Below are 25,355 nucleotides of genomic sequence, written 5' to 3'. Positions count from 1 at the left end.
ATCAGCGCGGCCTTTCCACAATGTCCGCCAGTTTAAGCAGCTCTGAACTCACCTTTAGGCCGGACTCTTCTAACCCTGTGAGATTGATTTCAAAACCGATTCTAGTGCCTTTGCGAACCAGGCTAACATGCACGCCCTCGTAAGCCACGCCGGCTAGATCGTCGTGTTGTGTAAAATCCGCAATGACAAGTGTCGATTTGGGTTCGGCGGTTAGGCGATCGGATTCAAACCGAGTCAAATTGTCAGCCGATACGAGTAAAATAGTGCATCGGTTGATGCCTTCCCACTGCTCAAGCGTTGCCAATACAACAGGCTTACCATGAAATTTTCGACGTTTGAGCAGTTCCCCTCCTGTGCCAAGCGGGCTGGTGTTATAGGAGCAAATCCGGAGCTGGTTAGTGCTTTGATTCGTCGCCGGCCAACTGACAAATTTGGCAATATTAAAGACGAAAGCCGCTTTAACGACCTGCTGCTTCGGGTCTTCAGCCATAACTAAGCCGCAATACACGCCAGCTAACGCAATGGCTAGTTTGGCAGTAAACCGACGACGTGAGAGTAACAACCCTAGCATGGTTATTTAGGCGTCCAGGTCACATTGAGCCACAATTGGCGTCTGGACTTTTCACTGTTGTAGTAGCTGCCGTAGTCCGCTGCGGTGTCCATAATTTGGTCGTTAAACAGATTATCAACACCAAGCTTGTAGCGGATATTGTCGGTCAGCTGACCGCGGTAGTGAATATTAAACAACGTAAAGGCTTTTGCCTCATCTTCGTAGCTGTTCGCGTCAGAACGATTGTCAATAAATAGTAGGGAAAACCCTAAATGATGGTTGGCACTGAGTTGGAAATCGGCATTTAAACTTCCGCTCCAGGGGGACCAGTAAAGCGTATCGTCAGTGTTTTGCTCACTGCTATTAACGTCGATGTAGGCCAAGCTGGCTCGCACATTTATGCGCTTATTGAGTTGATAGGTTAAAACAGTGTCTACGCCGTGGAAGGTGATTTCGCCATCGACATTAGTGAAATATTCGTCAGCGCCATCTGGGGTCGGCTCTTCGCGGATATAGTGACGCAGAACATTTCGATAGGCGGTGATGCTGCTGGAAAAACGTTTATTGGCGTAATGATGGCTGAGTTCTAATGAACGAATTTTTTCTGCCCGCAACGATGGCGGCGTAAAAGTTGTCGCTTCTAAAACTTTTAAATACTCACGGAATGTGGGCTGTCGATTGGCGGTGCCGTACAACAACTTCCAATTTTGTTGGTCGTTTGGACTGTATACTGCAGCAGCGCGGTAGTTGAAATGGTTCTCAAAGTCGTCGAACAAATCATAGCGTAGCCCCAGTGTAACTTTTAATTCATCATTCCATTGCCAAACGTCTTGTAAAAATGTGGCGTAATCCTGGGTACGAATGTTGGGCTTGGCCAGCAGGCTACCTTGCTCTGGCTGGCTAAGAAAGCCTTCGTTAAAGCGGTAGGTTCGGTAAAAATCCATTTCTTCGGCAGATTCCAGCCGCCATGCGCTACCCATGGCTAAGGTATGTTCGCCAAACTGCTTTAGGCCGACCAGTTTGGCTCCTGCCATATTGGCATTTTGCCGCTCTTGCAGGCCGATTCTGCGGGTCGTGCGTTCTATTTCGTATTCCAGTGCTTTGTCGTTTTGATAAAAGAGACTAAAGTCGATTTGCCCCTGTTCCACCGAGCCGGCTTGGAAATTAAGAGAGGTGGAATAGAACTCGGTGTCTACCAATGCATCCTGGGTAGAGGGGATAAATAAAAATGGCGTGCTGGATTTTCGATATTCTCCCAACCAAGTTAACCCTGGGGCGAGACCCACTTTAAAGGAAAGCTCCTTATATTCTTCATCGGTGGGCTGAACGACCTCACTACCAATAAAAGAAACACGATCCTTACTAAACGGCGCATTTTGGTCCAGATAGCTGGCGAATACTTGAACATGCTGGTTGGCATAGCTGCCAGTGACTTTTTGCCGGCTAAAATTTCCCAGCTCTGCACTGATACTGGCTGTAGGGTTTTCAGATAAACCTTTGGTGGTTACCGAGATCAACCCACTGAACGCATTGGCACCGTACAAGCTGGAGGCGGGGCCGAGGATAATTTCTACTTTTTCGACATTTTCCAAAGGTAACGCTTCACCGCCGGAAAAATGGCCGTAATACAGATGCTGGCGGCGCACGCCATCGACCAATAGCACGAATTTATCGTTGTAGCGTTGAACGGCGCCTCGGGCCCATACCGATTGGTGTCGTTTGCGGTATTGGTTTATTTGAAACCCAGGAACAAATTGGAGTAAGCCATCCAAGCTTCTTACGCCGAAACGCTCAAAATCTTTGCCAGTGAAGCTGTATACGGTACCGGGAGCCGTTGCGGAATTTTCGGGTAGGAGGTTTGCGGATTTAAAAACCTCAATGCTTGTTAATTCTTCTAAGCTTAATTCATACAGGTTCGCTAGGGATTCTTCGGGGGACGCCACTGTAGGTGAAGCCGCCGCCATGCATAAGGCGGCGGGCAAGATGGGGAGGAGGCCGGCGGATCGTCTTGAATTTTTTTCTGAATGCCGATTCAAGTGTTGTTTAGGTCGCTGGTCCACGTGGTTACCTCATACCGCTTGTGCTGCGCGGTGCTCTTGCCTTGTGTAAACGTTTTGTCTGGTTGGATAAGTGAAGCGTGGTTAATTTGAAGGATTATTGCACATATTAGTTAGGGGAGACATTGTGGGCACACAACAAGGCTTCGCTAAGACTCTCGATTTTTTTAACGCAGATTCAAGTTGATGATTGTTGATTGACTGTTACAGCGCTGGCGGGCTTGCATTCGGGCGAAAAAATACACTGAAGTGGGCACTTTTGTTACGTATTGAACAATTATTTTCGTTTGCGTAACAATATTAACTAAATCGAGGCCCTAATTTTTGCCTTTGTAAAAAGCGGTAAAATGCAAAGCACAACGATAATTACTTTCGTACAAAGCGTTTTCTTTAATTAAATGCCAAGCCTCCGGTGGTACGGGTGTCATCTCTGCCACTATCTCTGGCATAGTAGCTGCGCCGTCGCTTCAATTTAGTGCCCGGGTCACATCAAATACAGCAACCCTGTAATGGTCAGCGCACACAATATATTCAGCACAAAGCCCACACGTATCATGGTGCCGCCAGTAATCAGGCCTGTTCCATGGACCAGGGCGTTGGGTGGTGTTGCAACGGGTAGCATAAACGCGCAGGAGGCGGTGATACCTACGGCCAGGGCAGCTTGATGAGTAGACACCAAGTCTGCAGGAAGGGTAATAAAAATAGGCACTAATAACGCGGTAGTGGCGGTGTTGCTGGTTAACTCGGTGAGAAAAACCACAAAAACCACCAATACTAAAATCACAACAAACGTCGATTGATCCGCGATGGCTTGGCTGAGTAAGGTACCGATAAAGACACTGGCTCCGGTGGATTTCAATAGCGCCCCCAGCGCCAAGCCACCACCAAACAACAACAGTATTCCCCAATCGGTGTGGCGTTGAATTTGTTTCCACGTGGCCACTTGGCTAAGCATTAACAACACTAGCGTGGTCAGCGCAACCCAGGCATCGAATCGGGCTACCGCCAGCCATGTGCCCAGTGGTTTACTCAACACCCAGCCGATGACAGTGAACATAAAGATCGACACCATCAGTTTTCTGGGCGTGTTCCACTCAAATTCAAAGCTCTCTAGATTGACTTGGGTGGTGCCGAAGCTGGGTCTCAATAACAGCCAAAGTACGGCCATCATTAACGGCCAAAGGATTAAATAGGCAGTACCGCCATAGGCAAGCCAGCCTACAAAGTCCAAACCCAGTGCGCCGGCCGCTATGCCGTTGGGCGCACTGCCAACCAATGTGGCAATGCCCCCGATATTGGCAGAGTAGGCCACCGCCAACAAACACAGCATTTTACTGGCGTGGGTTAGGTTTTGCTTTTGATCGATTAGGCCCATGATCAGCGGCAGCATTAACGCCGCCGTGGCCATATTGCTGATCCACATGGACAGCAACGAAGCTGCAAAACACAACAGAATGATCGCCCATTGCAGGTGGCCACCGGTGAACGACAGGATTTTATGAGCCAGGTAGAGATCTAGCTTTTGTACGTGCATGGCCGCCGCCAGCCCGTAGCCACCGAGAAATATGTAAATAATAGGGTGGGCAAAGCTGGTGAGCGACTCCTGCAAACTGGTAAGCCCTGTGAGGGCGGCCAGCACCGGCACCAGCAGTGCCGTGGCGGTAACGTGGATGAATTCGGTCAGCCACAATACCGCTGCAATCCATAGAATCACTAACGCAATGACAATATCCCGCTCAGCATCCACTGACAGGCCAATGGCGGTGGTACCGATGATCAATAAGAGTGCAACAATTAGGGCTTTTGGCATCTTTGGTTTCGTTATCTGTTTTATTCCCCCGTGGTTATACCAGCCTTGCATGGATATTCAAGTTGAAGGTTGGGTTTCGGAGGGGAAGTACTGAGCTGAGATTAGACGTTAAAGTGCGTGTATAGCCAAGTTTCCATGCACGTTGCGCGCATATTAATGGCGTCAGTTCATTAAACTAACTAATCTATCGCTCTTCTTGGACTGTTTTATGCTGCGTGTATTAAGTGCTTTGGTTGGTGTTATTGGTTTTGGTTACGCAGGGCTGCTATCTGCTAGCGGCATGGACGAATGGTTTAGGACTTTCAAAGCCGAGGCAACGCCTAAACAGATGTACGCGTTTTTGGCGAAATTGCTTAAAGGGGCGGACCTACACAACCACCTAACCGGAGCGGGGTTCAGCGAGTGGTGGTATGACATCGCCACGGATACCGAGCGCAACGGCGGCTATCACTACTACACCAAGGTCTCTGTGCAACAATGTGGTGGCTATGGTACGGATGAGTTTGGCGGCAATCGTCAGCTATTGCTGTTCAGAACAATACAAGACTCCACCTATCAAACGTTAGATGAGTGCCAGCGCAGTGAATACAAAGCGTTAGAGCGGTTAACGGAGCAGGAAAAGCAGGGCTTTTTAAACAGTATTCGCTTGGACAAAGCCCATGAAGGCCGCAACGAGTTCTTCGAGACACACTGGAACCGGCTCAATGAACTGCCGGAAAATCCCCACGCCAGCGCCTACATATTGTTGAAGAACATGCAGGCATTTGGCCGAGAGGGCCTGCAATATCTGGAAACACAAATCAAAATCCGCGGCAACTTGAAGCCGGATGGAAGCTTGTACTCGCCGGAAGACGCCTTGGAAGTCTATCGAGACGTGCTGGCCTCAGATGAGGCTAAAGCAACCGGCGTCACCGCCAAATTCCAATTTATGGTACTTCGATTCGCGCCTGATGCAGAAGACTCCTTACGTTGGATGTACGAATTTGCAGATCAACACAGAGATCTATTTGCCGGTATTAACATGGCTGGCCGAGAGGACAACGACAAAGGCTACCCGTTGCGGTTCCTCTCCACCCTACGTGAATTACGCCACCAATACCCCGCGGTGCCGCTGGCGTTCCATGCCGGTGAGGTGGACGAGCCAAACCAGCATGTTCGCGATACCTTATTGCTAGGGGCGCAACGTATTGGTCACGGTGTCAACACCATTACCGACCCGGATACTCTGCTGTTGATGCGCCACGGGCCTTATCTCATAGAGATTAATTTAATCAGCAATTTATTGTTGGAGTACATTGATAGCTACAGTCAGCACCCCTTCGGTGAATATCTACGCCTGGACATTCCAGTGGCCCTGTCTACCGATGATCGAGGTATGTGGGATAGCACAATGACCGATGAATACTACGTGGCAGTAAAGGAATTCAATTTATCCTGGCGCGAGCTTACCTCTCTGGCAAGGAATTCCCTACAGCACAGCTTTTTACCGCCGGACGAGAAAAAAGCAGCGCTGGACTTTTATGCCGAACGGCTCGCGAAGTTCACCGCTGAGACATTGGCTCACGGGTTTCCTGATCAGGATACTGATTTGGAGAAACGCAGTTTTATCTGTAAATACCAAGCGGCTTTGTGCTCCAAGGAGTAATACTCAGGATCGAAGCCAAGCGTACATAGGAGTAAAGGCTCTATGGGTTTAACCGTTGCGTCACGATCGAAACAAGTCGCCATTACCCTTGGTTGCTTTCTTACCTATGCTGTCATTGCCGGTGTGATCACTCAATCGGGAACGATGAGCGCGGCAATGGCGGAAAATTTTCAAAAACCGTTAACCCAGGCGACAGGGCTGTTTACCTATTTTAGCACCGGTAATATGTTGGGCTATGCCGTTAGCTTGGTTATCTACGAATACCTCTCATTAAAGCGCACCCTGGCTAGCTGTTACGCAATTCTCATTGCCGTTTTGGCCAGTATTTGTCTTTGGGACGCATGGTGGAGTTTGCCCGTTCTGTTTTTTATGGCAGGCCTGGCCGCGGGCTTGGGGCTCAATACTGGCGCGGTAACGTTGTCGTTACTGTATAGCACTCGTTTGCGAGCATCCATGCTGTTGGCAGCGGATGTCTGCTTCACCGGCGCTGGTGTATTTGTATCTCCGATGACTGCCTACTTTATTGACCAAGGATACGCCTGGTCATTTCTATTTTGGATTTTGTGCGGCCTAAGTGCGGTAATCATTGTGGTCGCTACGGTGTTTACCTTTCCTAAAACCGCCAAGGAATCCAACCTGGCGCCACAGGATGGCCGAATGTTCTCAACCGTGTCCGTGCTTTGTGCGTTGGGCTTGTTCAGTTATTTATTTGCACAAACGTGCATGCTGCTGTGGCTGCCCAATTATATTGAGGGCGGTATAAAAGCAGGTGCGGTAGCCATTAGTAATTATTGGATGGGCATGGCGGTAGGGCAGTCGTGCCTCGTATTTATGCTTACTCGCATAGCGACCAAGCCTGTGTTAATGATCATCGGCGCTATTTCAGTGGTGTTGGCCGCCTTTCTACTGATCAAAACCGATACCAAAACCACGCAGGTCTTGGTGATGGTACTTGGCTTGGCTAACGCGGGTATTTTTAAATTGAGTATTTCTTACAGCGCGGAGCAAACCAGCCATCCACAACGAGTGGTTACATTTCTGTTGTTCGCCGCCGCGGCCGGTATCGCCGCTAGCCCTCTAATAAGCTCACAATTGGTGGGCCGTTTCGGAATCTACTTCGGTGTTCAGCTGGTGCCGGTATTTACCTTAGTGGCAGTGGTTTTATTTTATGCGGCCATCGCTACGACAAAACAATCTCAGGAGATATACGATCATGCTACATCAAGTTCCTCGCATTGATATCACCCAATGTAGCCCTGACCAATTGGTGGCATTGCTTGCAGAGCATAGTTGTGTGTTGCTGGAAAATCATGGCGTTGATGTAAACCTGCGCGAGGCTATGCTGAATAGTTGGGACGAGTTTTTCGCCTTGCCTCGGTCAGAAAAAGAACAGGTAGAATGGCCTGGCGATGGCCCCTGGTACGGTTGGCAGCCGGTATCCGAAAAAGGACCAAAGGGCGATCTGATGGAGCGTTTTGAATTGCGTTTGGATGTTGATAAGCGTCTGTCAGATAACCAGAACTGGGGTGATACTTTTACCAAGTGGCCAGTCGCGCCGGTGGATTTTCGGCAAAATTGGGAGAAAATGTATTTTCGCATGCGTGAATTTGCCGGCTTTGTGATGGGCAAAATCGCCGCGGGCTTGGGCCGAGACGACTGGGATGCGGATAATTGGACTGACAACCAATTTTCCAATTTGGTGGCTACCCACTATTACGCACAGCCGGCCAACCCTAACCGAGGCCAGTGGCGGGCTCATCCGCACACGGATATTGGCGCTCTAACCTTACTGTGGGGCGACAGCGCTCCTGGTGGACTGGAGGTTGCCATCAACGGCGGCAAGGATTGGGTGCCCGTACAAATCCCGGAAGATTGTTGGTTGTTGCAAGCCGGCGATTTACTAAATCTGTGGAGTGGCAACACAATCCCTGCCAACCCCCATCGAGTTGCCAATCCTCCCCGCGAGCAAGCCATTCACGCGCGACGCTCCATCATCTTTTTCCACTACCCGGACCCCAGTGTCCTCATTACTCCGCCGAACGGTGATCAATCTAAGGCAGTTTTAACTGCAGACCATATACAGTTTCGCCAGGATGAAGATATGGTGAAAGCTAATGCTGTTTAAAAGAAGATTTAGATAGCAGCCGATGAACAATGCGGTTGCCTGCGGCGCAGCCATTGATTGAGTGCTGGGATTGACACCGACACCCAATTGGTTTTTATCTCATCCATAGAGAAGGTTTAATTTCGAAGCCTACAAAGTGGGTTCGTAAAGGGTTGGGGTGAACTCGTCGCTGACGCTGCTTTCAACTCACCCTTTTGTGGCCGCGGCGCGAAATCATCCCAGCTTTAACCTCTTGCAAAGTGGCGGGCTAATTCATAAGCTACGCCACCGCAGTCTGTTCTACTCAAAACTTGCGCAGGTTGCACATAACTGAACGAGTATAATAATTATCTAATAATCAGTAAGGTTTCTATGAAGCTGCCAGTACAGTTCTTCATTATCGCAGTAATATCCAGTGTCTCTTATGCAGAGCATTCTTTGGATAAACCCTCCCTAGAATTTATCTTTGAAGCCACGGTCACCTTAAATCCGCCCCGGGAAGTTGGTAAAACCAAATATGGTGTTCGCCGTATTATCGGCATCAATGGCGGGCATTTTGAAGGGCCGCGCATTAAGGGAGTGGTTCTACCCGGTGGGGCTGACTGGCAAACCGTACGAGAGGACGGCACAGCAGACCTGGTGGCGACCTACAGTTTAAAAACCGACGATGGCACCATTATCTTTATTGAAAACTCCGGTATCAGAACAGCCACTGCCCGAGTGCTAAAGCGGTTGGCCAAAGGCGAGGATGTGGCTCCCAGCCAATACTATATGCGTACCTCTGCCACCTTCGAAGTTGCTGAATCTAGCCCCTACAACTGGTTGAATAAGTCGGTGGTAATCTCCACGGGCATGCGTAAAGCCAACAGCGTCGTGCTGCGTTTTTATAAAGTAATGTAGCTAAATTCAGCCTGTTGGGTAATTCCTATTTATTCCGTTTCGTAGTAAAGGGCGATGTTTTTAATCGTGATCTTCTCGCATATTGGCTGCGTATGAGACGCTGATTAAATAAGAATTGCGCGCAGCAGCGGCAACCTTAGCCGCGTTTTGGCGCGTCAATTCAGATTTGGGCGGTTGTTCAAAGCGGTTTGTTAAAAATAATTTCTTGGTATGAGCATTTTATTTTACAAATGAAAGTCGCTGGTCGTTCATCCTGCATTTAGGTTTAAAAATGAAAAAGGCGAAAAATGAGTCTTCCTTTGGCTGTGCGGTTAAATTCTGTTCTTTTGTAGTGTAATTTTTAGTCACAAAAATAATAATGACGTTAAATTCGTTTTATTTTTTGCTCGCCCTTGTACAAAAGAATTATTGCACTTTTTAACAGATGGTTTACGTTAAAAAAACGTTGAGTAATAATGGCGCGGGCGAGCCCAGGGTTTGATTGATTGTTCCTTTTGGGGGCGGCTTTTTTAACTTGGTGGTTTTGCTAACCGAGCTAGCCTGAAACCCAAAGGGCCGTTTTTAAATTAGGTTGTTAAAATTGGAAGTTATAAAATAGGAAGCTACTGAGGATAGGTAAATTAGGCGAGTAGTTAGGACTATTAAAATCAATTGCGTTTAGGCTGGGATTGTTAAAGGCGATCGATTTGTGCTCGCGCCATTTGTAGTGCTATAGGATGTACAGCTATAGGATGTATAGCTATAAGAACTTGTACAAATGCAGAAGCTCACCATGCGACAGGCGCCGACGGCAACGCTGAGCCGTGGGCTAAGTATTGTGCACTCTTGGGCGCTGCGTTCTATACCGATTAGGTTTAGTTTCAAGTGGTTTTAGTTTACGGGACACAACCTAATGGCATTTGGTTGGCCCACAAAACCAAAGACAAGTTTATAGGTAGATTATTACCACACAGTTTAGTGTCGCTTTTGCGCAGTAAGTTTCACAGCAAAGCGAAAACAACACGAAAAAATAACGGTACACCCCGTTCCACGATAAGAATTCATTACAACACCACACTCACAAGGCGAGTAAACTCATGAACAAAAAAACCTTAAGCTTGGCGATCGGTGCGTTTAGCGTACCGTTTATGTTGAGCGCTTCTCCTGTGGCTTTTTCTCAAGAGGGCGTGATCGAAGAGGTTGTTACTCTCGGATCGCGCGCCAAAGAGCGTTCGGTTACCGATTCTCCGGCCCCCATTGACGTAATTTCTGCAGATGATTTGGCATCCCAGGGCGTTACCGATATGAGCGATTTATTTCGCAATACCGTGCCTTCCTACAACGTGAATGACCAGCCCATCAGTGATGCTGCAACTCTGGTTCGCCCCGCTAACCTGCGTGGTTTGGCACCCGACCACACTCTGCTACTAGTTAACGGCAAGCGCCGCCACCGCGCTTCTGTAATTACCTGGCTAGGTAACGGCGTTTCCAACGGTTCCCAAGGGCCAGACTTGGCTGCGATACCCGCCAGCGCCATCAAATCTGTGCAAGTTCTGCGCGACGGTGCGGCCGCTCAATACGGTTCCGATGCCATCGCCGGTGTTATTGATTTTGAATTGAAAGACGATTCCGAAGGCGGCTCCATCATGGTCAAGTACGGCCAGTGGGCGGAAGAGGGCGAAGCGCTCTACAACATCGCTATCAACAAAGGCCTGCCCCTGGGTGATTCCGGTTTCGTAAACCTAACCGCCGACTGGAATGAATCCGAAGCCACAGACCGTGCTGTACAGCGCGCCGATGCCCAAGGTTTGATCGACGCAGGTTACACCGGCGTACCAACCCCCGCTATGGTTTGGGGTACACCAGAAGTAGAAGACGACATTAAATTGTTCGCCAATTTCGGTTACGACCTAAGCACCACAACCGAGCTATACGGTTATGCTAACCACGGTTCTAAAACCGTAGAAGGCGGTTTTTATTACCGTAACCCCACAAACCGTGGTGGTGTTTATTGGGATGGAGAGAATAATTCACTATTAGTTGGCGCGTTAGACGGTAATACTGGCTCTTGTCCTTCTATTCCTTTAAATGCTGATGGTACCCCGAACTCTACCGCATTTGCTCAAGTAGCGGCTGATCCCAACTGTTTTACTTTCCAAGAGCTGATTCCCGGTGGTTTTACCCCACGTTTTGGCGGTGACATTACCGACCAGGCCCTGTTGTTGGGTGTGCGTGGCGAGGATGGTGATTTCGGTTGGGATGTGAGCGCCTATTACGGTAGCCACGAGTCTGATTTCTTCATCAACAACACAGTTAATGCTTCCTTGGGCCCAGATACCCCGCGTGATTTTGATCCGGGTTCCTACGAGCAACAGGACATCAACCTGAGTGCTGATTTTACCTACATTGTGAATGAGCAGGTAGCCTTGGCCTTTGGTATTGAGCACCGCGAAGAAGAGTTCACCATTGGCGCAGGTCAGCGGGAATCCTACATCGATGGTGGTTTGGGTGAGCAGGGCTTTAGTACGTCCTCCAACGGCTTTCCCGGGTTTTCGCCACAAATCGCCGGCAGCTGGACCCGTGCCAACGACGCCATCTACCTAGATGCAGAATTTGACGTAACCGATGATCTGTTGATCACCACCGCAGTGCGCGCTGAGGACTTCGAAGACTTCGGTAGCACAGTGAACTACAAAATCGGTGCAAACTATGCCATTACCGATAACTTCGGTATCCGTTCTACCTACTCCACTGGTTTTAAGGCGCCAACCCCCGGTCAATCTAACGCCTCTAACGTGTCTACTCAGTTTGTGAACGGCGTGTTAACCAACCAAGGTACCATTCCTGCCACCAGTGCTATTGCTGCCGCGGTGGGTGGTCGTCCGTTGGAGCCGGAAGAATCCACTAACTTTGCCTTTGGTTTCTACACCAACATCGGCATGCTGGATTTGACGGTAGATTACTTCCACATCGAAGTAACCGATCGCTTGAATCTTTCTACCGAATTCGCGTTGACTCCCGCACAGGCGGATCAGTTGCGCGCAGAAGGTGTATCGGGTGTGGACGACATTGCCGAATTCCGTTTCTTCACCAACGATTTCGACACCGAAACCTCGGGTATCGATATTGTTGCATCCATCGAAAGCGAAACCGATTTCGGTTTAACCACCTACAGCTTGGCGTTTAACCACACCAAAACTGAGGTCACCGACTTCAACCCCGCTACGGTAGATGCTGCCCGTGTTCGCCAAATCGAAGAGACCACGCCAGATACACGCTACAACTTCTCCATTAACCACCAGGTAGAAGACCTGCGTTTATTGGTGCGTGCTAGCTACTACGATGACTTCTACGACAACGAAGCCGGCGCCGTGTTTGACGACGCTTACACATTGGATGTTGAAGGCCGTTACGACATCGGCGACAGCGCCATTACCTTAGGTGGTACAAACATTCTTGGTGAACAAGGTTGTGAGTGTGCGCCGGGTCAAACCACCGGTTTGGGTTTACCCTACAGCCAGTTTTCTCCTTTCGGGTTTAACGGCGCTCTTTGGTACTTGAAGTATCAGTACCATTTTTAATGCTGGTGTAATTTAGCTCCCAAACCGCTAGCCGGTTTCGCAGCGAGACGGCAATCCTGCCGTCTCGCTGTTCAGTCTTTGGCTGCCGGTCTCGGGCCAGTGTTTTTCTGCCAATCCTTTCCGCACCACAAGTTTTTTGCTCGTGCTTATCTCATCTCAGTTTCTTCCCCAAACCTATCCTGAACTTAAGCTGACTTTTCGCCTCGTGCCAGTTTTTCAAATTCGGCTCAGATTACCCATTTATCTTTTATGCGCAATTGATCACAAATAAATTAACCAGCTGGTGTTGTTTTTGCTCTGTTCTAGTAGTGTGCGCCTGCAAAACGAGCGGTTAATTTTCATGGATAGAAGGGTTTGAATTATTGTTCTAAGGCAGTGTGATGAATTTCGCACTCTGTTCACGTTAGAACGCCTAATTTGAGTAGAAAAAAGGGTTTTTCTGCCGTCATCGAAGAATGTGCGTAATGTAGCCAGCTTGAGTTGTTGGTGCACAAAGTTCCTTTTTATGTTGCCGTGTTGTTTTGTGGTGCGTTGCTTGGGGGCAGCGATTAGCCATTGTTACCGCCGAGTTGTAGAACTTACAACCATTGGTTGGGGCAGTGGCATTGAGCAGGCCTCTAGTTGCCCCTTTATTATGAACGTCTCCGCGCGTGCACAGTAAAATCCAATCTACTTGGCAAAGGTTTATATGCGAAGCAATCGAGAGTTGTCGATCAACACGCTGCGGGGATTAGCGTGCCTGCTGCTAGTTGCTTATCATGTTGTCGGCTCTGAAGCGACCAATGGTTTACGAATTTCTGACGGTATTTATCGAGACTTAAACGACGTTTTGATGTACCTGCGTATGCCGCTATTTACGTTTTTGTCTGGAGTTGTTTACGCCTATCGTCCGTTCCGCGAGGGCGTGGCTAATTTTATGCAGAAGAAGGCCCGAAGGCTGCTGTTACCCATGTTAACTGTGGGCACTGCCTTTGCCTTGCTCCAAGCGATTACTCCAGGCACCAATTCCAGTATCAGCAATTGGCTTTTGTTGCACATTCAGCCGGTAGCGCACTTTTGGTTTATTGAGTCGCTATTTTTGGTGTTCGTTTTAATCGTTGTGTTAGAAAAGTTAAACGCGTTTTCTAGCAGCGGCCGGTGGGCCGCGGTATTTATTGGCAGTGCGGCATTGTACGTTAGCCCACTATACAGCCAGTATTTTTCCTTCTCGGGCTTTTTGTATTTGCTGCCATATTTCTTGTTGGGCATGGGCGTGCAGCGGTACGATGCTTTTAAAAAAATCAACAGCGGCTTAATTGCTGTGGCCATGTGTGCGACCCTGGCGGTGTTAATTTTTATCTATCACCAATGGGTGCCATCGTTTGGTAAACGCGCGTTGCCTAGCTTGTTGCTCGGCGTTTTAGCGTGCTTATGCTTGCTGTCCATCGGTTTTAAATCCACGTTGTTGGCAAAAATTGGGGTGTTCTCGTACTCCATCTACCTTTTCCATGTGTTTTTCACCGCAGTACCAAGAATCGTATTTGGCAAATTTGGTATCGACCTGGACGTGGTATTCTTCACCAGCTTGGTCGCTGGAATAATGGGGCCCATCGTGCTGGAGCTGGTACTGGCTCGGTTCAACCTAACCCGCGTATTGCTGTTGGGTAAAGCACCCCACCGTAAACCCAAGGTCAGCGATAAACCGGCGCTACTACCTCTCATGCCATTGCGCCAAGCCAACGCCCGTTAATCTTTTTAGTAATGCCGGCTCAACAGCCGGCATTACTTCTTATTGTTACCTCGCCTTTCATTCCCTCCATTGGCCCGCGCTGCCCTGCGCCGTGCTTTGAAATAGAATTTTCTATAAGCTAATCCTTTTGCTACGGAAGATCAGTCGATGGAGTGGTTAGTTGCAACACCGCCGGTGGTGGCGATTTTGGTCGCTGTTAAAACCCGCAACGTCTATTGGGCATTGGGCTTAGCCATCCTTTTGTCAGAGTCCATTATGGTTGGCTTCAACCCCTTGTTGGGCGGCCTTGAGGGCATTAACCGAGCGGTGGCCGTATTTGCCAGCCCGGGCAATACCCGGGTACTGCTGTTCTGTTTACTGATTGGAGCCGTGATTGCCTATATGCGGGATTCCGGTGGCGTAACCGCCATGGTGGAGCGCCTTAAAAGCACGGGCTTTGTGCGATCACAGCGGCGGGCGGCGTTTGTTCCCGCGCTAACCGGTTGTGCGATTTTCATCGAGACCAACGTCAGTCTATTTACCGCCGGTATTTTAGGGCGGCCACTCTATGACAGCTACAAGCTAAGCCGGGAGCGGCTGGCCTACATCATTGATTCCACCAGCTCGCCGGTGAGTGTTTTGGTGTTGTTAAATGGTTGGGGGGCCTATGCTTTAGGGCTGCTTGAGCCCTATGGCTTCGAAAGCCCAGTGGCTACCTTGGCCGGTACCATTCCCTGGAATTTATACGCTATCTTCACGCTGTTTGGGGTGTTTTTCACCGTGGCCACCGGCAAGGTGATTGGCCCCATGCGCCGAGCGGATAGCCGCATTGAAGCGCCCAGCGAGTCTGTGGCGGAAGCCACCCGCTCAATGTATATGTGGTTGCCATTTTCCGTGATGGTGGTTTCTGGCCTTGGGTTTATGTGGTGGACCGGGCAGGGCAATATAATGTCCGGCTCCGGCTCGCAGAGTATTTTGTGGGCCATTTGCTTGGCCCTGGCGGTGGCCTATGTGTTGTTGTTGGTCACAAAACGCTTTACCGCGGCCGAACTACAGGCCCGTGGCTTTGCAGGAATCGGCGAGATGGTGGCTCCGGTAACCGTGTTGTTTTTATCCATTGCCCTGGGCGACAGCCTACGAGCCTTAGGTACCGGTGCTTATCTTGCCAGTTTAACCGAGGCGCTGGTTATGCCGGCCTTGCTGCCGGCACTGATATTTATCATCGCCGCGCTAACGGCGTTTATGAGCGGCACCAGCTGGGGAACCTACGGCATTATCATTCCCATCGCCATGCCCTTGGCTCTGGCGGTTGGCATTCCGCCATCGCTAATGCTGGCGGCTGTATTGGGTGGCGGAGTGGCGGGGGATCATTGCTCTCCCATATCCGATACCACCATCATTGCTTCCCTGGCGGCGGGCTGCGACCACGTCGAGCATGTTAAAACGCAATTGCCCTATGCCTTAATTGCCGCTGGCTTCACCATCGTTGGCTATCTCGCGGCTGGGTTTTGGTTGGTGTAATGTCGCTTTGCCTATTGCCTGGCGTTAGGGCCGAGCCTGGCGGCCAATGGCTGCGCGGATAATATCGGCCTGTGGGTAAGCCCGGTTTTGGCTGGCCACAATGAGGCGCTGTTTAAGCACTTCGGGCCACGGCCCAGGTTCAGCTTGCAGATTTTCCATCAGCTCTAAAATATTGCTTTTCGATAAACTGATTAGGTGCGGGGCCAGCAATTCTAAGGGCGACCAGGATCGCTGGTTGCTGGCTTCTTTGTTTGACGACGTCGCTGGGTTTGTGAAGGCTATTATGCCGTTGAAAGCCATTGGATCGGTGACAGCCAATGGGCGATAAACTAACGCCACCGAGGGTTTAGGTTGGTATCTGGGCTGCGTGAGGGCCTGAGTTACCGCACTTTGTAAAGAGCCGTGCAGGGCGTCATCCAAGGCTGGCACAGCCGGTAACTCCAGCAAGCCAACGGTAAAGGTTTGCCCTTGGCCGGTTAACTGCGGCTGTGCTTTTTGGCCGCGGCCAAAGCCAAACACTAGCATGCCATCAACGGCCTTAGCAGAGCCTTTTTTGCTGCTGCCTAAATACCACACTGTATCAATCTGCTGGTCTGGTTGGTGCTGTGCCAAATACAGGACTTTGGTGCTGTTAATATCGCCAAAATAAGCCCATTGAATGTGATCATAGTATTGGCTGTTTTTAGCGGGCACGTCGCGCCTCGGCCCACCCTTATCCGTGCCCCAATATTTTTCTTTTGGGGTAAAACTGCCGGCTATTGGGCCCTCGTACAAAAACCACCAGGGTAGGCTGGGGTCGGCCTTGGTCATCACCATGGTGGCGGTGGTTTCAGTAAAACTCCAGGTCCAAGCCCAGCGCCCGCTTTTGGTTTGCGTATGGATGCTCTGGCGATCGACCACGTAGCTCTTGCATTGATTAAAGCCCGGGTGGCCGCCGCCGTTGTCTGGGTTGGCGTCGCCAAACAGGGCGTTGGGCATGCCACGGAAGCCGGCCGCAGCAGAGGCCGGAAAGCTCTCTAATGGTTCTTTTTTAAACTCGATCCAATCCTTGCCGTCATTATCAATTAAGCGAGAAAACCCACCACCGGCTTGGTCAAAGTAATAGGTGGCAAGTTTGGTTTCAATAATAAAGTGGGGTCGGCCTTGGTAGTGGCTTTCGGTGATCCGCACGGCCAGAGCGGCCTGGCAAAAAAATGTGAAAATAATGGTTACTGATAGAACGCGCACTGCGTTGCTGTAACGACGCCAACACATGGAGTCTGCCCCTTATTCTGAGGCAATGCGCCTCGGTCCTTGTTAAGGGCCTAGGTTACTCTAACTCGTGGCTTGGTTCCAAGTTGCCGTGAGTCAGGGGAGGCAGAGTGTGACGGGGTCGTGTTGCCAGAAAGTTGCCTGCAATTTGGCAGTGTAAATGGCGCAGGGAATGGCCACGTGATAGCTATCGCTGTGGCGAAGAAAGGCTTCACATCTTTAACCAATCTAAAAGTTCTCTATGGCCATTACGCTGCCGAACGTTCTATTGCTGCTGCACATCACTCAATCACAACGGCACAGAAACAGAAAAGTTTACACCTAACATTTTTGCTTGCTGCCAATCCGTTGAGTCGCTGGTGATGCCAAGGCGGGCGAAACGATGCTGTATCTGTGCATCGAATGCCTGGGCCTGCCAGCGGTAACCGGCAGTAAATGTCCATTGCTGCCACAGGCTGTGCCAGCCCAGGCGCACGTCTTGGTAACTGCCGAGGGTTTGGTGTCCCAATGAAATCCGCTGATGATCACTGAGTTGATAGTGGGCTTGTGCCAGTATTTTTTTGGGTAACCGCTGGTGCTGCGTGCGATACCAAGCGCGGCCGAATAAAAAACTCGCCGCTGATAAATGCCCTTGGGCATCGAAGCTAAGATTGTCCGTGGCGGCGTTGGCCTGAGTATAGGTAACGTCCTTCCAAGTGATCCGTGAGATCACATCATTCATTTTAAGATCAATTGAGCTGTTTTCTCGCCATTGCCAATACAGCGCAATATCTACTGCGTAACCTTTGCCACTTACCGTCTCTTGCTCACGGTCCAATAACAAATCTTCCTTATAGGCGTAATCCAGTGTGAGGCTACCGTCGATTTGATCGCCGTCCGGGGTAAAAAGATAGCCCGTTAGGTCGCCGTCGGTAAGCGCTTCGGCTTGTAGGTAATTAACGGTGGGGATTATTTTCAGGTTTTTAATCGGCGTAAAGGTATACCCAATGCCGAAGCCCTTGGCTTCTATATGATTGGCTTGCAGATCTATAGTGAGCCGAGTGCCAATGGGGTAGGGGGTGTCGTTTTCATCGGCGTAGGCCACGGCCAGAGTGTCTTCGCTGTATTCCAGTAGATAATCCAGCCGCTGAAAAACACTCACCTTAAATTGGTTCCAGTGGATGTCCAATGCAGCGCGGTTAAAGGTAAACGCCTTATCGCCTGCATCCGGGGGCGGGCCTTGCAGCTCGTCCATAAATTGCTTAATTGGCATGGCCTCGCTGTAAGTAAAGTTCGTTGCGCTAAGCTGCAGGGCGAATTGATTGTGAGGCTCGGCGTGGCACAGTTGCTGTAAACCAAACAGCCAACCGATAATGACGCAAGTTTGTTTTAGCATTGTAAAAATAATTTCAAAAAATAAAAAAAAGCACCGGCAACCCGGTGCTAAAACAGATCTAACGGAGTTAGAGTGACTCGAATTCACCGTCTGTGTAGGTGATGACAAGAATGCCGTTACCGCTGTCCTCGATGGTGGCGTATTGGCTGCCGTTGAGCGTGATAGTCCCTTCAACGTCAGTATCGGGGTCGTCGGTTTCAGCAAGACTGATAATCGCGCCGGATGCCGTGGTGATGTTTACGCTGCGTAAACCCGTGCTGGCGGTTTGATAGGTGGTGCTAAACACATTGGCACCCGAGCTCAAGCGCACGGTTAGGTTGCCGTCATCCAAACCGGTTCTGGCCAGGGCCACGGTGAAGGTAACGTCATCGTCCAGGGTGTCCACGCTCATGAGCACGGCTAAAGTAGCGCTTATGTCGGCGTAATTTTGCTCGGTTTCCTCAGCGCAGGTTTCTTCATAGCTGTACATGCCTGCATTGTTCCACTCAATGTTGCCGTCGCAGCCGAACACTAAACCGGTGCCGTCGGCCATTACACTCAAGCTGGCCACCAAGGCGTTACCCGAGACAGAACTAAAAGAGCCACCCAAGCTAAACGCCAGCTCGCCAATGGTTTCTTGGTCGCTCCACATGTCGGTATAACTCATGTTACCCGTGCCCATGGCGCTGGAGTGCTCGGCGGCTTCCTCCGTTGCGGTGCCGTTAAAGGCCGTGACTTCAAGTCCAATAGTGCCCTCAAAGGTAATAGCATCTGTACCGCTTAGTTGCTGCACCATGGTTTCAAGGCTAAGCGAGAAATCTTCGATGGATAACACCTCGTCGGTGGTGAATCCGTAGCTCATGGTGCCGTCGCTGTTCTGCGTCATATAGCTGTGAAGATGATCTTCCTCTCCACTGAGAGACACCATAAACGTACCGGACTCCACGCTTACTCGAACACTGTTGGCTACGGTTGCCATCCCTTCCAGGGCGAGGTCAACGTCTGCACTGTAAGTTTTGCTCTCGTTGTAGGAGCCGTCGTCATTTTCGCTCAAGGCAGGCTCGGATTCACTGACTGTGCTGCCGTTATCCATGGCGGTGAGCGTTACAGGAATCGACATAACCGTGCCCGCATCGGTCATGACTTCCACATCTTGGTCGACGCTGTAAGTGTGCATTGAATTACTGCTGGTGATATCAACTTCAATACCGGTGTCGGTGTCTGTCACCACCACCGGTGCAACATCGGATTCACTCACCACAACCCACGCGTCGGCGATGGCTTGCGCAGCGTAACCCAGAGCCTCTAGAGCTTTGGCAAGGTCGGCGTCGACCACATCGGCGGCCATTTCAATGTCGTCGGCGAAGGTATCGGCACTGGTGAGGTCAATGGCGTAGGCCAGGTTGCGCAGCGCTGCAACGTCGTTTTTAACGGTTTGCAATTCGCTGTCTGCTGGCGCTGCCGGGGTCCCGCTGGTGGGGGTGGTATTTCCGTTAGCGGCGAGGTTGGCGCGTGCGTCGATATCGGTTTCCAGCGCGCTCAAGTCAGCGTCTACACCCGCATCTGCCAAGGCGACTTCAACCGAGTCAATAATGCTGGAAGCGCCATTCAGAATATCTTCCAGTGTTATGCCAGCCGCGCCGGCGGTTTCGGTATCGGCTAAGCCGCCGTTGTCTATGTATTGGCTTGCAAACGCTTGTACCGCTTGTTCAAGGCCAACAGCGCCATTGTCGTTAATGACTGACTGCACGATCGCGGCGTTAAAGAAATTGAATTGCAGCGCGGATTCGTCTGCGGCACTCACCGCCGTGGGATTGGTGATATCAACCACATCCACCTGGGTGATGTCGCCAGTGATACCAAAGCGGTTGGCGACGCTGGTATTGGCATTACTGATAGCTTGTAAAATATTGGTTTCGGTACCTGCGCTTAGGGTTTCTATTGCCAGCTGAGAGGCCACGGTGGAAAGTGGTGTAACACTTACCGAGGGTGTATCGTCGGTGATTTCGGTTACCACTGCGCTAAGCGAGAAATCAGTTACTGGGAAGCTGTCGCCAAAACCAACGCCGTCACCACAGCCGCCGGATAAGTCACAAATCATGGACGTACTGTCGTCGGCAGCAGCCGCAATTTCAATTTGTACTGGTTCGCCGTCGTAGTCGGCCAGTTCAACGGTGTAGGTTCCGGTAGAGTCTGTTACGCCGGAGCCCAGGGGCGTGCTTGTATCCACCGAACCATTCACAATTGGATACACGTTAACAACGCCGCCGATAACAATACCCTTCGCCGCTTCACCGGAAAAAGACACCGGGTCGGTGGTGGTACCGTTGCCGCCGCCACCATTGACGAGATTATTGCCACCGCTGCTTCCGCTGTCACTACAAGCGGTTAATAACAGGGCTCCGGCACTAAAAACTACCCCACCAAAAGCAATGGTGAATTTGCGCATTTCTGGCATCTATCGATCTCCCGATTTATTGTGGGTGTCTAACAAGAGAAAACCAACGGCGTAATTGCCGTGATGGAAGGTTCTATAGGTATAGCGCAATGGCTGTTGGCTATGGCGGGCAGTTTGGCTGGCGTAGTTTTTGCGCGTAGGTCCAACTTTAGCGGGTATAGAAATAAGTGCGTGGCCGGCATAAATCAGCAGCGCCTATTGCAGAATTACCTTATTAATTAAGCGGTATTAAACTGAGGGTGAACGGAGTTGCGTAGTGACCAATTAATAATCAATGCGTCAGTCGGTTACAGGAATTTAAAGTAGAGCCACCGCGGTAATCGGTTTTTGCGTTATAAAAGAAAATGGAAAGCGAGGGGGGTATGGAAAAGGAGCGCTAAAAAAAAGGGCCCCAAGGCCCTTTGTACTTACGTTGGTTTGTGTAATTGCGTAATTGATTGGCCAATCAGCTTGGCAGTTGCAGGGTTTGCAGGGTTTTGTAACCACGCTTAAACGTTGCGATGGGTTTTTTGGTGCTGTCGTGCTCAATAAAACCATGGCGCAAGCCGGCCACGTTGGCGGCATCAAAAATACGTTGAAAGTCGATGGTGCCTTCACCCACATTGGCAATGCTGCCATCTTTGGCCATGTCCTTCACATGCCACAATGGGAAGCGCCCGGGGTGCTGTTTAAAAATAGCCACAGGGTCTTGGTTCACCTTTGAAGCCCAGTATAAATCTAATTCGAACTGAACTAAGTCTTTGTCTGTGTTATTTAACAAAAACGCCATTGGCTGGCCTTCGGCTAATTGTTCAAATTCAAAATCGTGATTGTGATAGGCCACGGTAATGCCGGCTTGTTTGGCTTGTTCGCCACAGGTATTTAAAAGGTCGGCCACGTGTTTGTAGATATCAAAAGACTGACGCTGTTCCGGCATTATGTAAGGTAAAACAATGTATTTGTTGCCCAGGGTGAGGGCGGATTCTAACGTCTTACCGAAATCCTTCTCAAAGCCTTGCAAAGGAATGTGGCTAGATGGAGCAGTTAGCCCTGCGTCGTCCAGCATTTTTTTAAATTCTTTGGGTGCGTTGTCAAATAAGCCTGCCAGTTCGACTTCTTTAAACCCGGTTTTGGCGGTTTTAGCCAGGGTTTTGGCGACATTTTTTTCCATCAGTGCGCGGGCAGTATAAAGCTGCACGCCAAATGATGGACCTCTGTTACCCGATTGCGCTAACAGGCGTAATGGGCTGGCCAGTGCACAGGCGCCGGCGGTGGCACCTGCAGCGAGTTTAAGCCACTGTCTTCGTGATAATTCTTGCATTGTGTTCACTCCATGGTCGGCTTGCTGTTGTTTTTAGAGTTAGAGATAGCGTTAGAGGAAAGGGGCCGGCTTCGCTACGGCCCCGGTTCGATCTTACAATCTGCCCGTTTCAATTTCTTTGACCGCGAAATCTACGGCACGAGCGGTTAAGGCCATATAGGTCAGTGAGGGATTTTGGCAGGCGGACGATGCCATGGCCGCGCCGTCGGTGACAAATAAATTTGGCACACTGTGGCACTGATTGTGTTTATTCAGCACGGAGGTTTTGGGGTCTTTACCCATTCTGGCTGTGCCCATTTCATGAATGGCTAGGCCAGGAGCATGATCATTATGAGTGGAGACGATATCTTTGGCACCAACCGCTTTCAGCATTTCAACGGCCGAATCCACAATGTCTTCACGCATTTTGTGCTCGTTATCGCCCCATTCGCAATCCATTCTCAGAAGCGGAATGCCCCATTGATCGGTGTTTTGCTCATCTAGGGTGATTCTATTGTGAGCGTAGGGCAGCATTTCACCAAAGCCGATTAAGCGGAATTGCCAAGTGCCTGGGTTTTTAAGGCTGGCTTTTAAATCTGTGCCAATACCAGGCTGGTCCATACCGGCTTGCCAGCTGGGCCGAGAGGCGCCGCCCTGGTAACCGAAGCCGCGCACGTAGTTAGCGTCTTGCTGCTTCAGGTTGCGGAAACGAGGGATGTAAATACCATTGGGGCGACGGCCCTTATAGTAGTGCTCATCGAAGCCTTCCATGGTGCCGGTGGCCCCCACGTGCATGGTGTGATCCATTAAGTACCGGCCCAGGGCGCCGCTGTCGTTACCAATACCGTTGGGGAAACGACGTGAACGAGAGTTCAGCATTATTTGAGTGGTGCCAATGGTGGACGCGCATAGGAACACGACCTTGGCGTGGTACTCGCGCTCCTGCAAGGTGGTGCGATCGACGATTTTAACGCCTTTGGCGCGGCCGGTTGCTTCATCGTAAATAACTTCTTTTACGATGGCGTTGTGGGTCATTTCTAAATTACCCGTGCGACGAGCCGCGGGGAGGGTAGCGCTTTGGCTACTAAAATACGCGCCGAAAGAACAGCCGCGCTGGCACTGGTTACGTGACATACAAGCGCCGCGGCCCAGTTCCATGTGGACCTTTGTGGGTTTAGTCAGGTGCGCACAGCGGCCGATAATCAAGTGTCGGTTATCGTATTTAGACTCTAAACGTTTTTTGACTTCGCGTTCAACGCAGTTCAACTCCATGGGCGGTTGGAATTTACCGTCGGGCACATGGGGTATGTTGTCGATGTTGCCGCTGATTCCGGCAAATTCTTCTACGTAGTCGTACCAACTTTCCAAATCTGCGTAGCGGATAGGCCAATCGACGCCGTGGCCATCAATTTTATTGGCTTCAAAATCCAAGTCACTCCAGCGATAGCTTTGGCGGCCCCACATGATGGAGCGGCCACCGGTGTGATAGCCGCGGATCCAATCAAAGGGTTTTTCCTGAATGTATTCGTGCTCGTTGTCTTTGACAAAACGTTCACGGGTCATTTCGTTCATTGCATAACAACGCTGTTGAATAGCGTATTCATTTGCCAGCGTATCTTCGGCAACCTTGCCGCGTGCCGGTAATTCCCAGGGATTAGTAAAGTCGTATTTGTAATCCTGCTGGTGCTTATATTCTGGTCCGCGCTCTACCAGGAGAGTCTTCATGCCTTTTTCAGTGAATTCTTTAGCGGCCCAGCCGCCGGAAATACCAGAGCCGACGACGATGGCGTCATAAACGGGTGTGCTCATAAAATCTTCTCTCAGACTGTATTTTTATCAAGTTTTTGGGCGATTTTGTGGTTAAGTCGCCCAGGCGCGGCCGATGGATTCGTAGGGCACACAGCCTTGGTAGGGGCCAGGTACAGCAGAATAAATCAGCTCTTGGGTGGCGCCAGGCTCAGAGGTGTAATAGCCAAACAATACGAGTGATTTTAATTCTCGATAAAACTCCGCCCATTCCGGTGGCTTAGAGCGATAGGCTTTTTTGTCTAATTTAGTGAGTTCTTTAACTTGATCTTTGTTACTCAAGGTAACAAAGGATTTTCCGCGCTTTGCCGCTTCTGTTTGGAATACGCCTAAACCCAGCAGGAAGTCCTGTTGGTGCTCGCTACTGAAGTCGTTGGTAACCAAGTGGTTGATAAACGCCGGTACGCCGGCGCCTACAGCACCAGCGGTGTCTGTGGCTGGGATCAGCAGATCGGATATTTGAGTGATGAACTGATATTGTTCAGCAGTGAAAACACTGCTCGCGTCTGTGTTTCCAGAAGAAGCACTTTCGGCAGCGCGAATAAGCGCTGGGGAAAGGCTAGCTAAGCCTAGGCCCAATGCTAAATTTTGCAAAAGGGCGCGTCTCTGGGGGCTTGGAGGGTGTTTGCTTTGAGTCATTGCAAGCTCCTGATGGGGCTGTGTAGCCGGTTTTTATTTCTTTTTAGAGTAGCGTATCTACGCTGAAATTTGTTCGCAATTGCAGACTTGCGCCGGTGAATGTAATCGGTTACATTCGCAGGTGCAAGAGGTTTACACACAGCAACAAATGGGATAACTGCCTGGGCAGCGATTAAATAGCCCAGAAGTTTAAAAAATATTATTAAAAAACCTATAAAACTTATAAGCCAAAAGAGCGAACAATAATTATGTCTACTACCAATCACATTACAGGGCTCGTCTCTCCACTAGCTCTCACCACATCTTATGTTTTTCATTGTTACGGCATTGGTTTTCGGGCGCTATTACCTAAATAGTAGCGAAATCTAATTGCGGCTCGCCTCCAATGTGGCGCTGGCTGACATCAGTAACAGGGATTTTTTAAATAACCAAATAGTGGCGCTTTAAGCCTGTTTTTAACCGGTAAGTGCGTCTGCTCAGTTGTGCACATTAAGTCTTGTGCTATTACTTGAGTGTATTTGGGATGATTAATCGTACCGCTCACACCCAATGCTTTAACGAAGAGTACTTTAGGTTTGGCGGAAAACACATATTTGCTTCGACTGTTTGTGAGTTGTTCTCGGTCGCTCAATGAAATGCAACGAGTAGTAGAAAATGGTTGCCGCGGGCTTCGAGCTTAGATCGGCGTTGAGTCAGGATACGAAAACGGGGTG

Annotated in this window: 17 protein-coding genes; 7 read left to right on the top strand and 10 right to left on the bottom strand. The window is 50.1% G+C overall.

The genetic code is table 11. The features are described 5' to 3' along the window. Window position 1 precedes the first annotated feature (1 nt). The 4 genes from ACGHM3_RS15825 to ACGHM3_RS15810 form a co-directional block, all read right to left on the bottom strand. Window positions 2-490, bottom strand: coding sequence for a YfiR family protein (locus ACGHM3_RS15825; RefSeq protein WP_345427888.1), 489 nt, complete (start codon window positions 488-490; stop codon window positions 2-4). An 83-nt stretch (window positions 491-573) separates the two neighbouring features. Then, window positions 574-2,610 carry a TonB-dependent receptor domain-containing protein gene (locus ACGHM3_RS15820; RefSeq protein WP_345427887.1) on the bottom strand — a complete coding sequence of 679 codons (2,037 nt, stop codon included), beginning with the start codon at window positions 2,608-2,610 and terminating at the stop codon, window positions 574-576. 314 nt (window positions 2,611-2,924) lie between these two features. Next, window positions 2,925-3,056: a hypothetical protein gene (locus ACGHM3_RS15815; protein ID WP_345427886.1), complete on the bottom strand. Its 132-nt coding sequence runs from the start codon at window positions 3,054-3,056 to the stop codon at window positions 2,925-2,927. 35 nt (window positions 3,057-3,091) lie between these two features. Further along, window positions 3,092-4,417, bottom strand: a complete 1,326-nt coding sequence (locus ACGHM3_RS15810; protein ID WP_345427885.1) for a DASS family sodium-coupled anion symporter — start codon at window positions 4,415-4,417, stop codon at window positions 3,092-3,094. A 208-nt stretch (window positions 4,418-4,625) separates the two neighbouring features. On the opposite strand from ACGHM3_RS15810, the gene ACGHM3_RS15805 reads away from it, so the two are divergent. The 7 genes from ACGHM3_RS15805 to ACGHM3_RS15775 all read left to right on the top strand — a co-directional run bounded on the left by ACGHM3_RS15805 (window position 4,626) and on the right by ACGHM3_RS15775 (window position 15,855). Continuing rightward, window positions 4,626-6,062 carry an adenosine deaminase gene (locus ACGHM3_RS15805; protein WP_345427884.1) on the top strand — a complete coding sequence of 479 codons (1,437 nt, stop codon included), beginning with the start codon at window positions 4,626-4,628 and terminating at the stop codon, window positions 6,060-6,062. Window positions 6,063-6,104: 42 nt separating this feature from the next. After that, window positions 6,105-7,301 carry an MFS transporter gene (locus tag ACGHM3_RS15800; protein WP_345427883.1) on the top strand — a complete coding sequence of 399 codons (1,197 nt, stop codon included), beginning with the start codon at window positions 6,105-6,107 and terminating at the stop codon, window positions 7,299-7,301. Next, window positions 7,276-8,187, top strand: coding sequence for a 2OG-Fe(II) oxygenase family protein (locus tag ACGHM3_RS15795; RefSeq protein ID WP_345427882.1), 912 nt, complete (start codon window positions 7,276-7,278; stop codon window positions 8,185-8,187). Before ACGHM3_RS15800 ends, ACGHM3_RS15795 begins: the two co-directional genes overlap by 26 nt. Window positions 8,188-8,538: 351 nt before the next feature. Next, the gene (locus ACGHM3_RS15790) at window positions 8,539-9,066 is read left to right on the top strand and encodes a DUF3237 domain-containing protein (protein ID WP_345427881.1); all 528 of its coding nucleotides are present in this window, start codon (window positions 8,539-8,541) and stop codon (window positions 9,064-9,066) included. A 1,076-nt stretch (window positions 9,067-10,142) separates the two neighbouring features. Then, on the top strand, window positions 10,143-12,626 hold the full coding sequence (locus tag ACGHM3_RS15785) for a TonB-dependent receptor domain-containing protein (RefSeq protein ID WP_345427880.1): 2,484 nt from the start codon (window positions 10,143-10,145) through the stop codon (window positions 12,624-12,626). A gap of 688 nt (window positions 12,627-13,314) precedes the next feature. Then, window positions 13,315-14,355, top strand: a complete 1,041-nt coding sequence (locus tag ACGHM3_RS15780) for an acyltransferase (protein ID WP_345427879.1) — start codon at window positions 13,315-13,317, stop codon at window positions 14,353-14,355. A 147-nt stretch (window positions 14,356-14,502) separates the two neighbouring features. Further along, window positions 14,503-15,855 (top strand): Na+/H+ antiporter NhaC family protein, encoded by a 1,353-nt coding sequence (locus tag ACGHM3_RS15775; protein WP_345427878.1) that lies wholly within the window; start codon window positions 14,503-14,505, stop codon window positions 15,853-15,855. A gap of 24 nt (window positions 15,856-15,879) precedes the next feature. Here the strand turns inward: ACGHM3_RS15775 and ACGHM3_RS15770 are convergent, their stop codons facing one another. The 6 genes from ACGHM3_RS15770 to ACGHM3_RS15745 all read right to left on the bottom strand — a co-directional run bounded on the left by ACGHM3_RS15770 (window position 15,880) and on the right by ACGHM3_RS15745 (window position 24,642). Next, the gene (locus tag ACGHM3_RS15770; RefSeq protein WP_345427877.1) at window positions 15,880-17,109 is read right to left on the bottom strand and encodes a hypothetical protein; all 1,230 of its coding nucleotides are present in this window, start codon (window positions 17,107-17,109) and stop codon (window positions 15,880-15,882) included. Between the two features lie 286 nt (window positions 17,110-17,395). Continuing rightward, window positions 17,396-18,481, bottom strand: coding sequence for a hypothetical protein (locus tag ACGHM3_RS15765; protein WP_345427876.1), 1,086 nt, complete (start codon window positions 18,479-18,481; stop codon window positions 17,396-17,398). Between the two features lie 67 nt (window positions 18,482-18,548). Continuing rightward, complete coding sequence (locus ACGHM3_RS15760) at window positions 18,549-20,918, bottom strand: hypothetical protein (RefSeq protein ID WP_345427875.1); 2,370 nt, start codon at window positions 20,916-20,918, stop codon at window positions 18,549-18,551. Window positions 20,919-21,363: 445 nt separating this feature from the next. Beyond that, window positions 21,364-22,218 (bottom strand): sugar phosphate isomerase/epimerase, encoded by an 855-nt coding sequence (locus ACGHM3_RS15755; RefSeq protein WP_345427874.1) that lies wholly within the window; start codon window positions 22,216-22,218, stop codon window positions 21,364-21,366. A gap of 93 nt (window positions 22,219-22,311) precedes the next feature. Then, a complete protein-coding gene (locus ACGHM3_RS15750; protein ID WP_345427873.1) occupies window positions 22,312-24,006 on the bottom strand; it encodes a GMC family oxidoreductase in 1,695 nt (564 codons plus the stop codon). Between the two features lie 51 nt (window positions 24,007-24,057). Next, window positions 24,058-24,642 (bottom strand): gluconate 2-dehydrogenase subunit 3 family protein, encoded by a 585-nt coding sequence (locus ACGHM3_RS15745; RefSeq protein WP_345427872.1) that lies wholly within the window; start codon window positions 24,640-24,642, stop codon window positions 24,058-24,060. Window positions 24,643-25,355: the final 713 nt, after the last annotated feature.

The organism is Halioxenophilus aromaticivorans, assembly GCF_042850945.1.
Classification (GTDB): Bacteria; Pseudomonadota; Gammaproteobacteria; order Pseudomonadales; family Cellvibrionaceae; genus Halioxenophilus; species Halioxenophilus aromaticivorans.
Note: the sequence above shows the minus strand (reverse complement) of the source record. Positions and strands in the feature narration are given on the sequence as shown.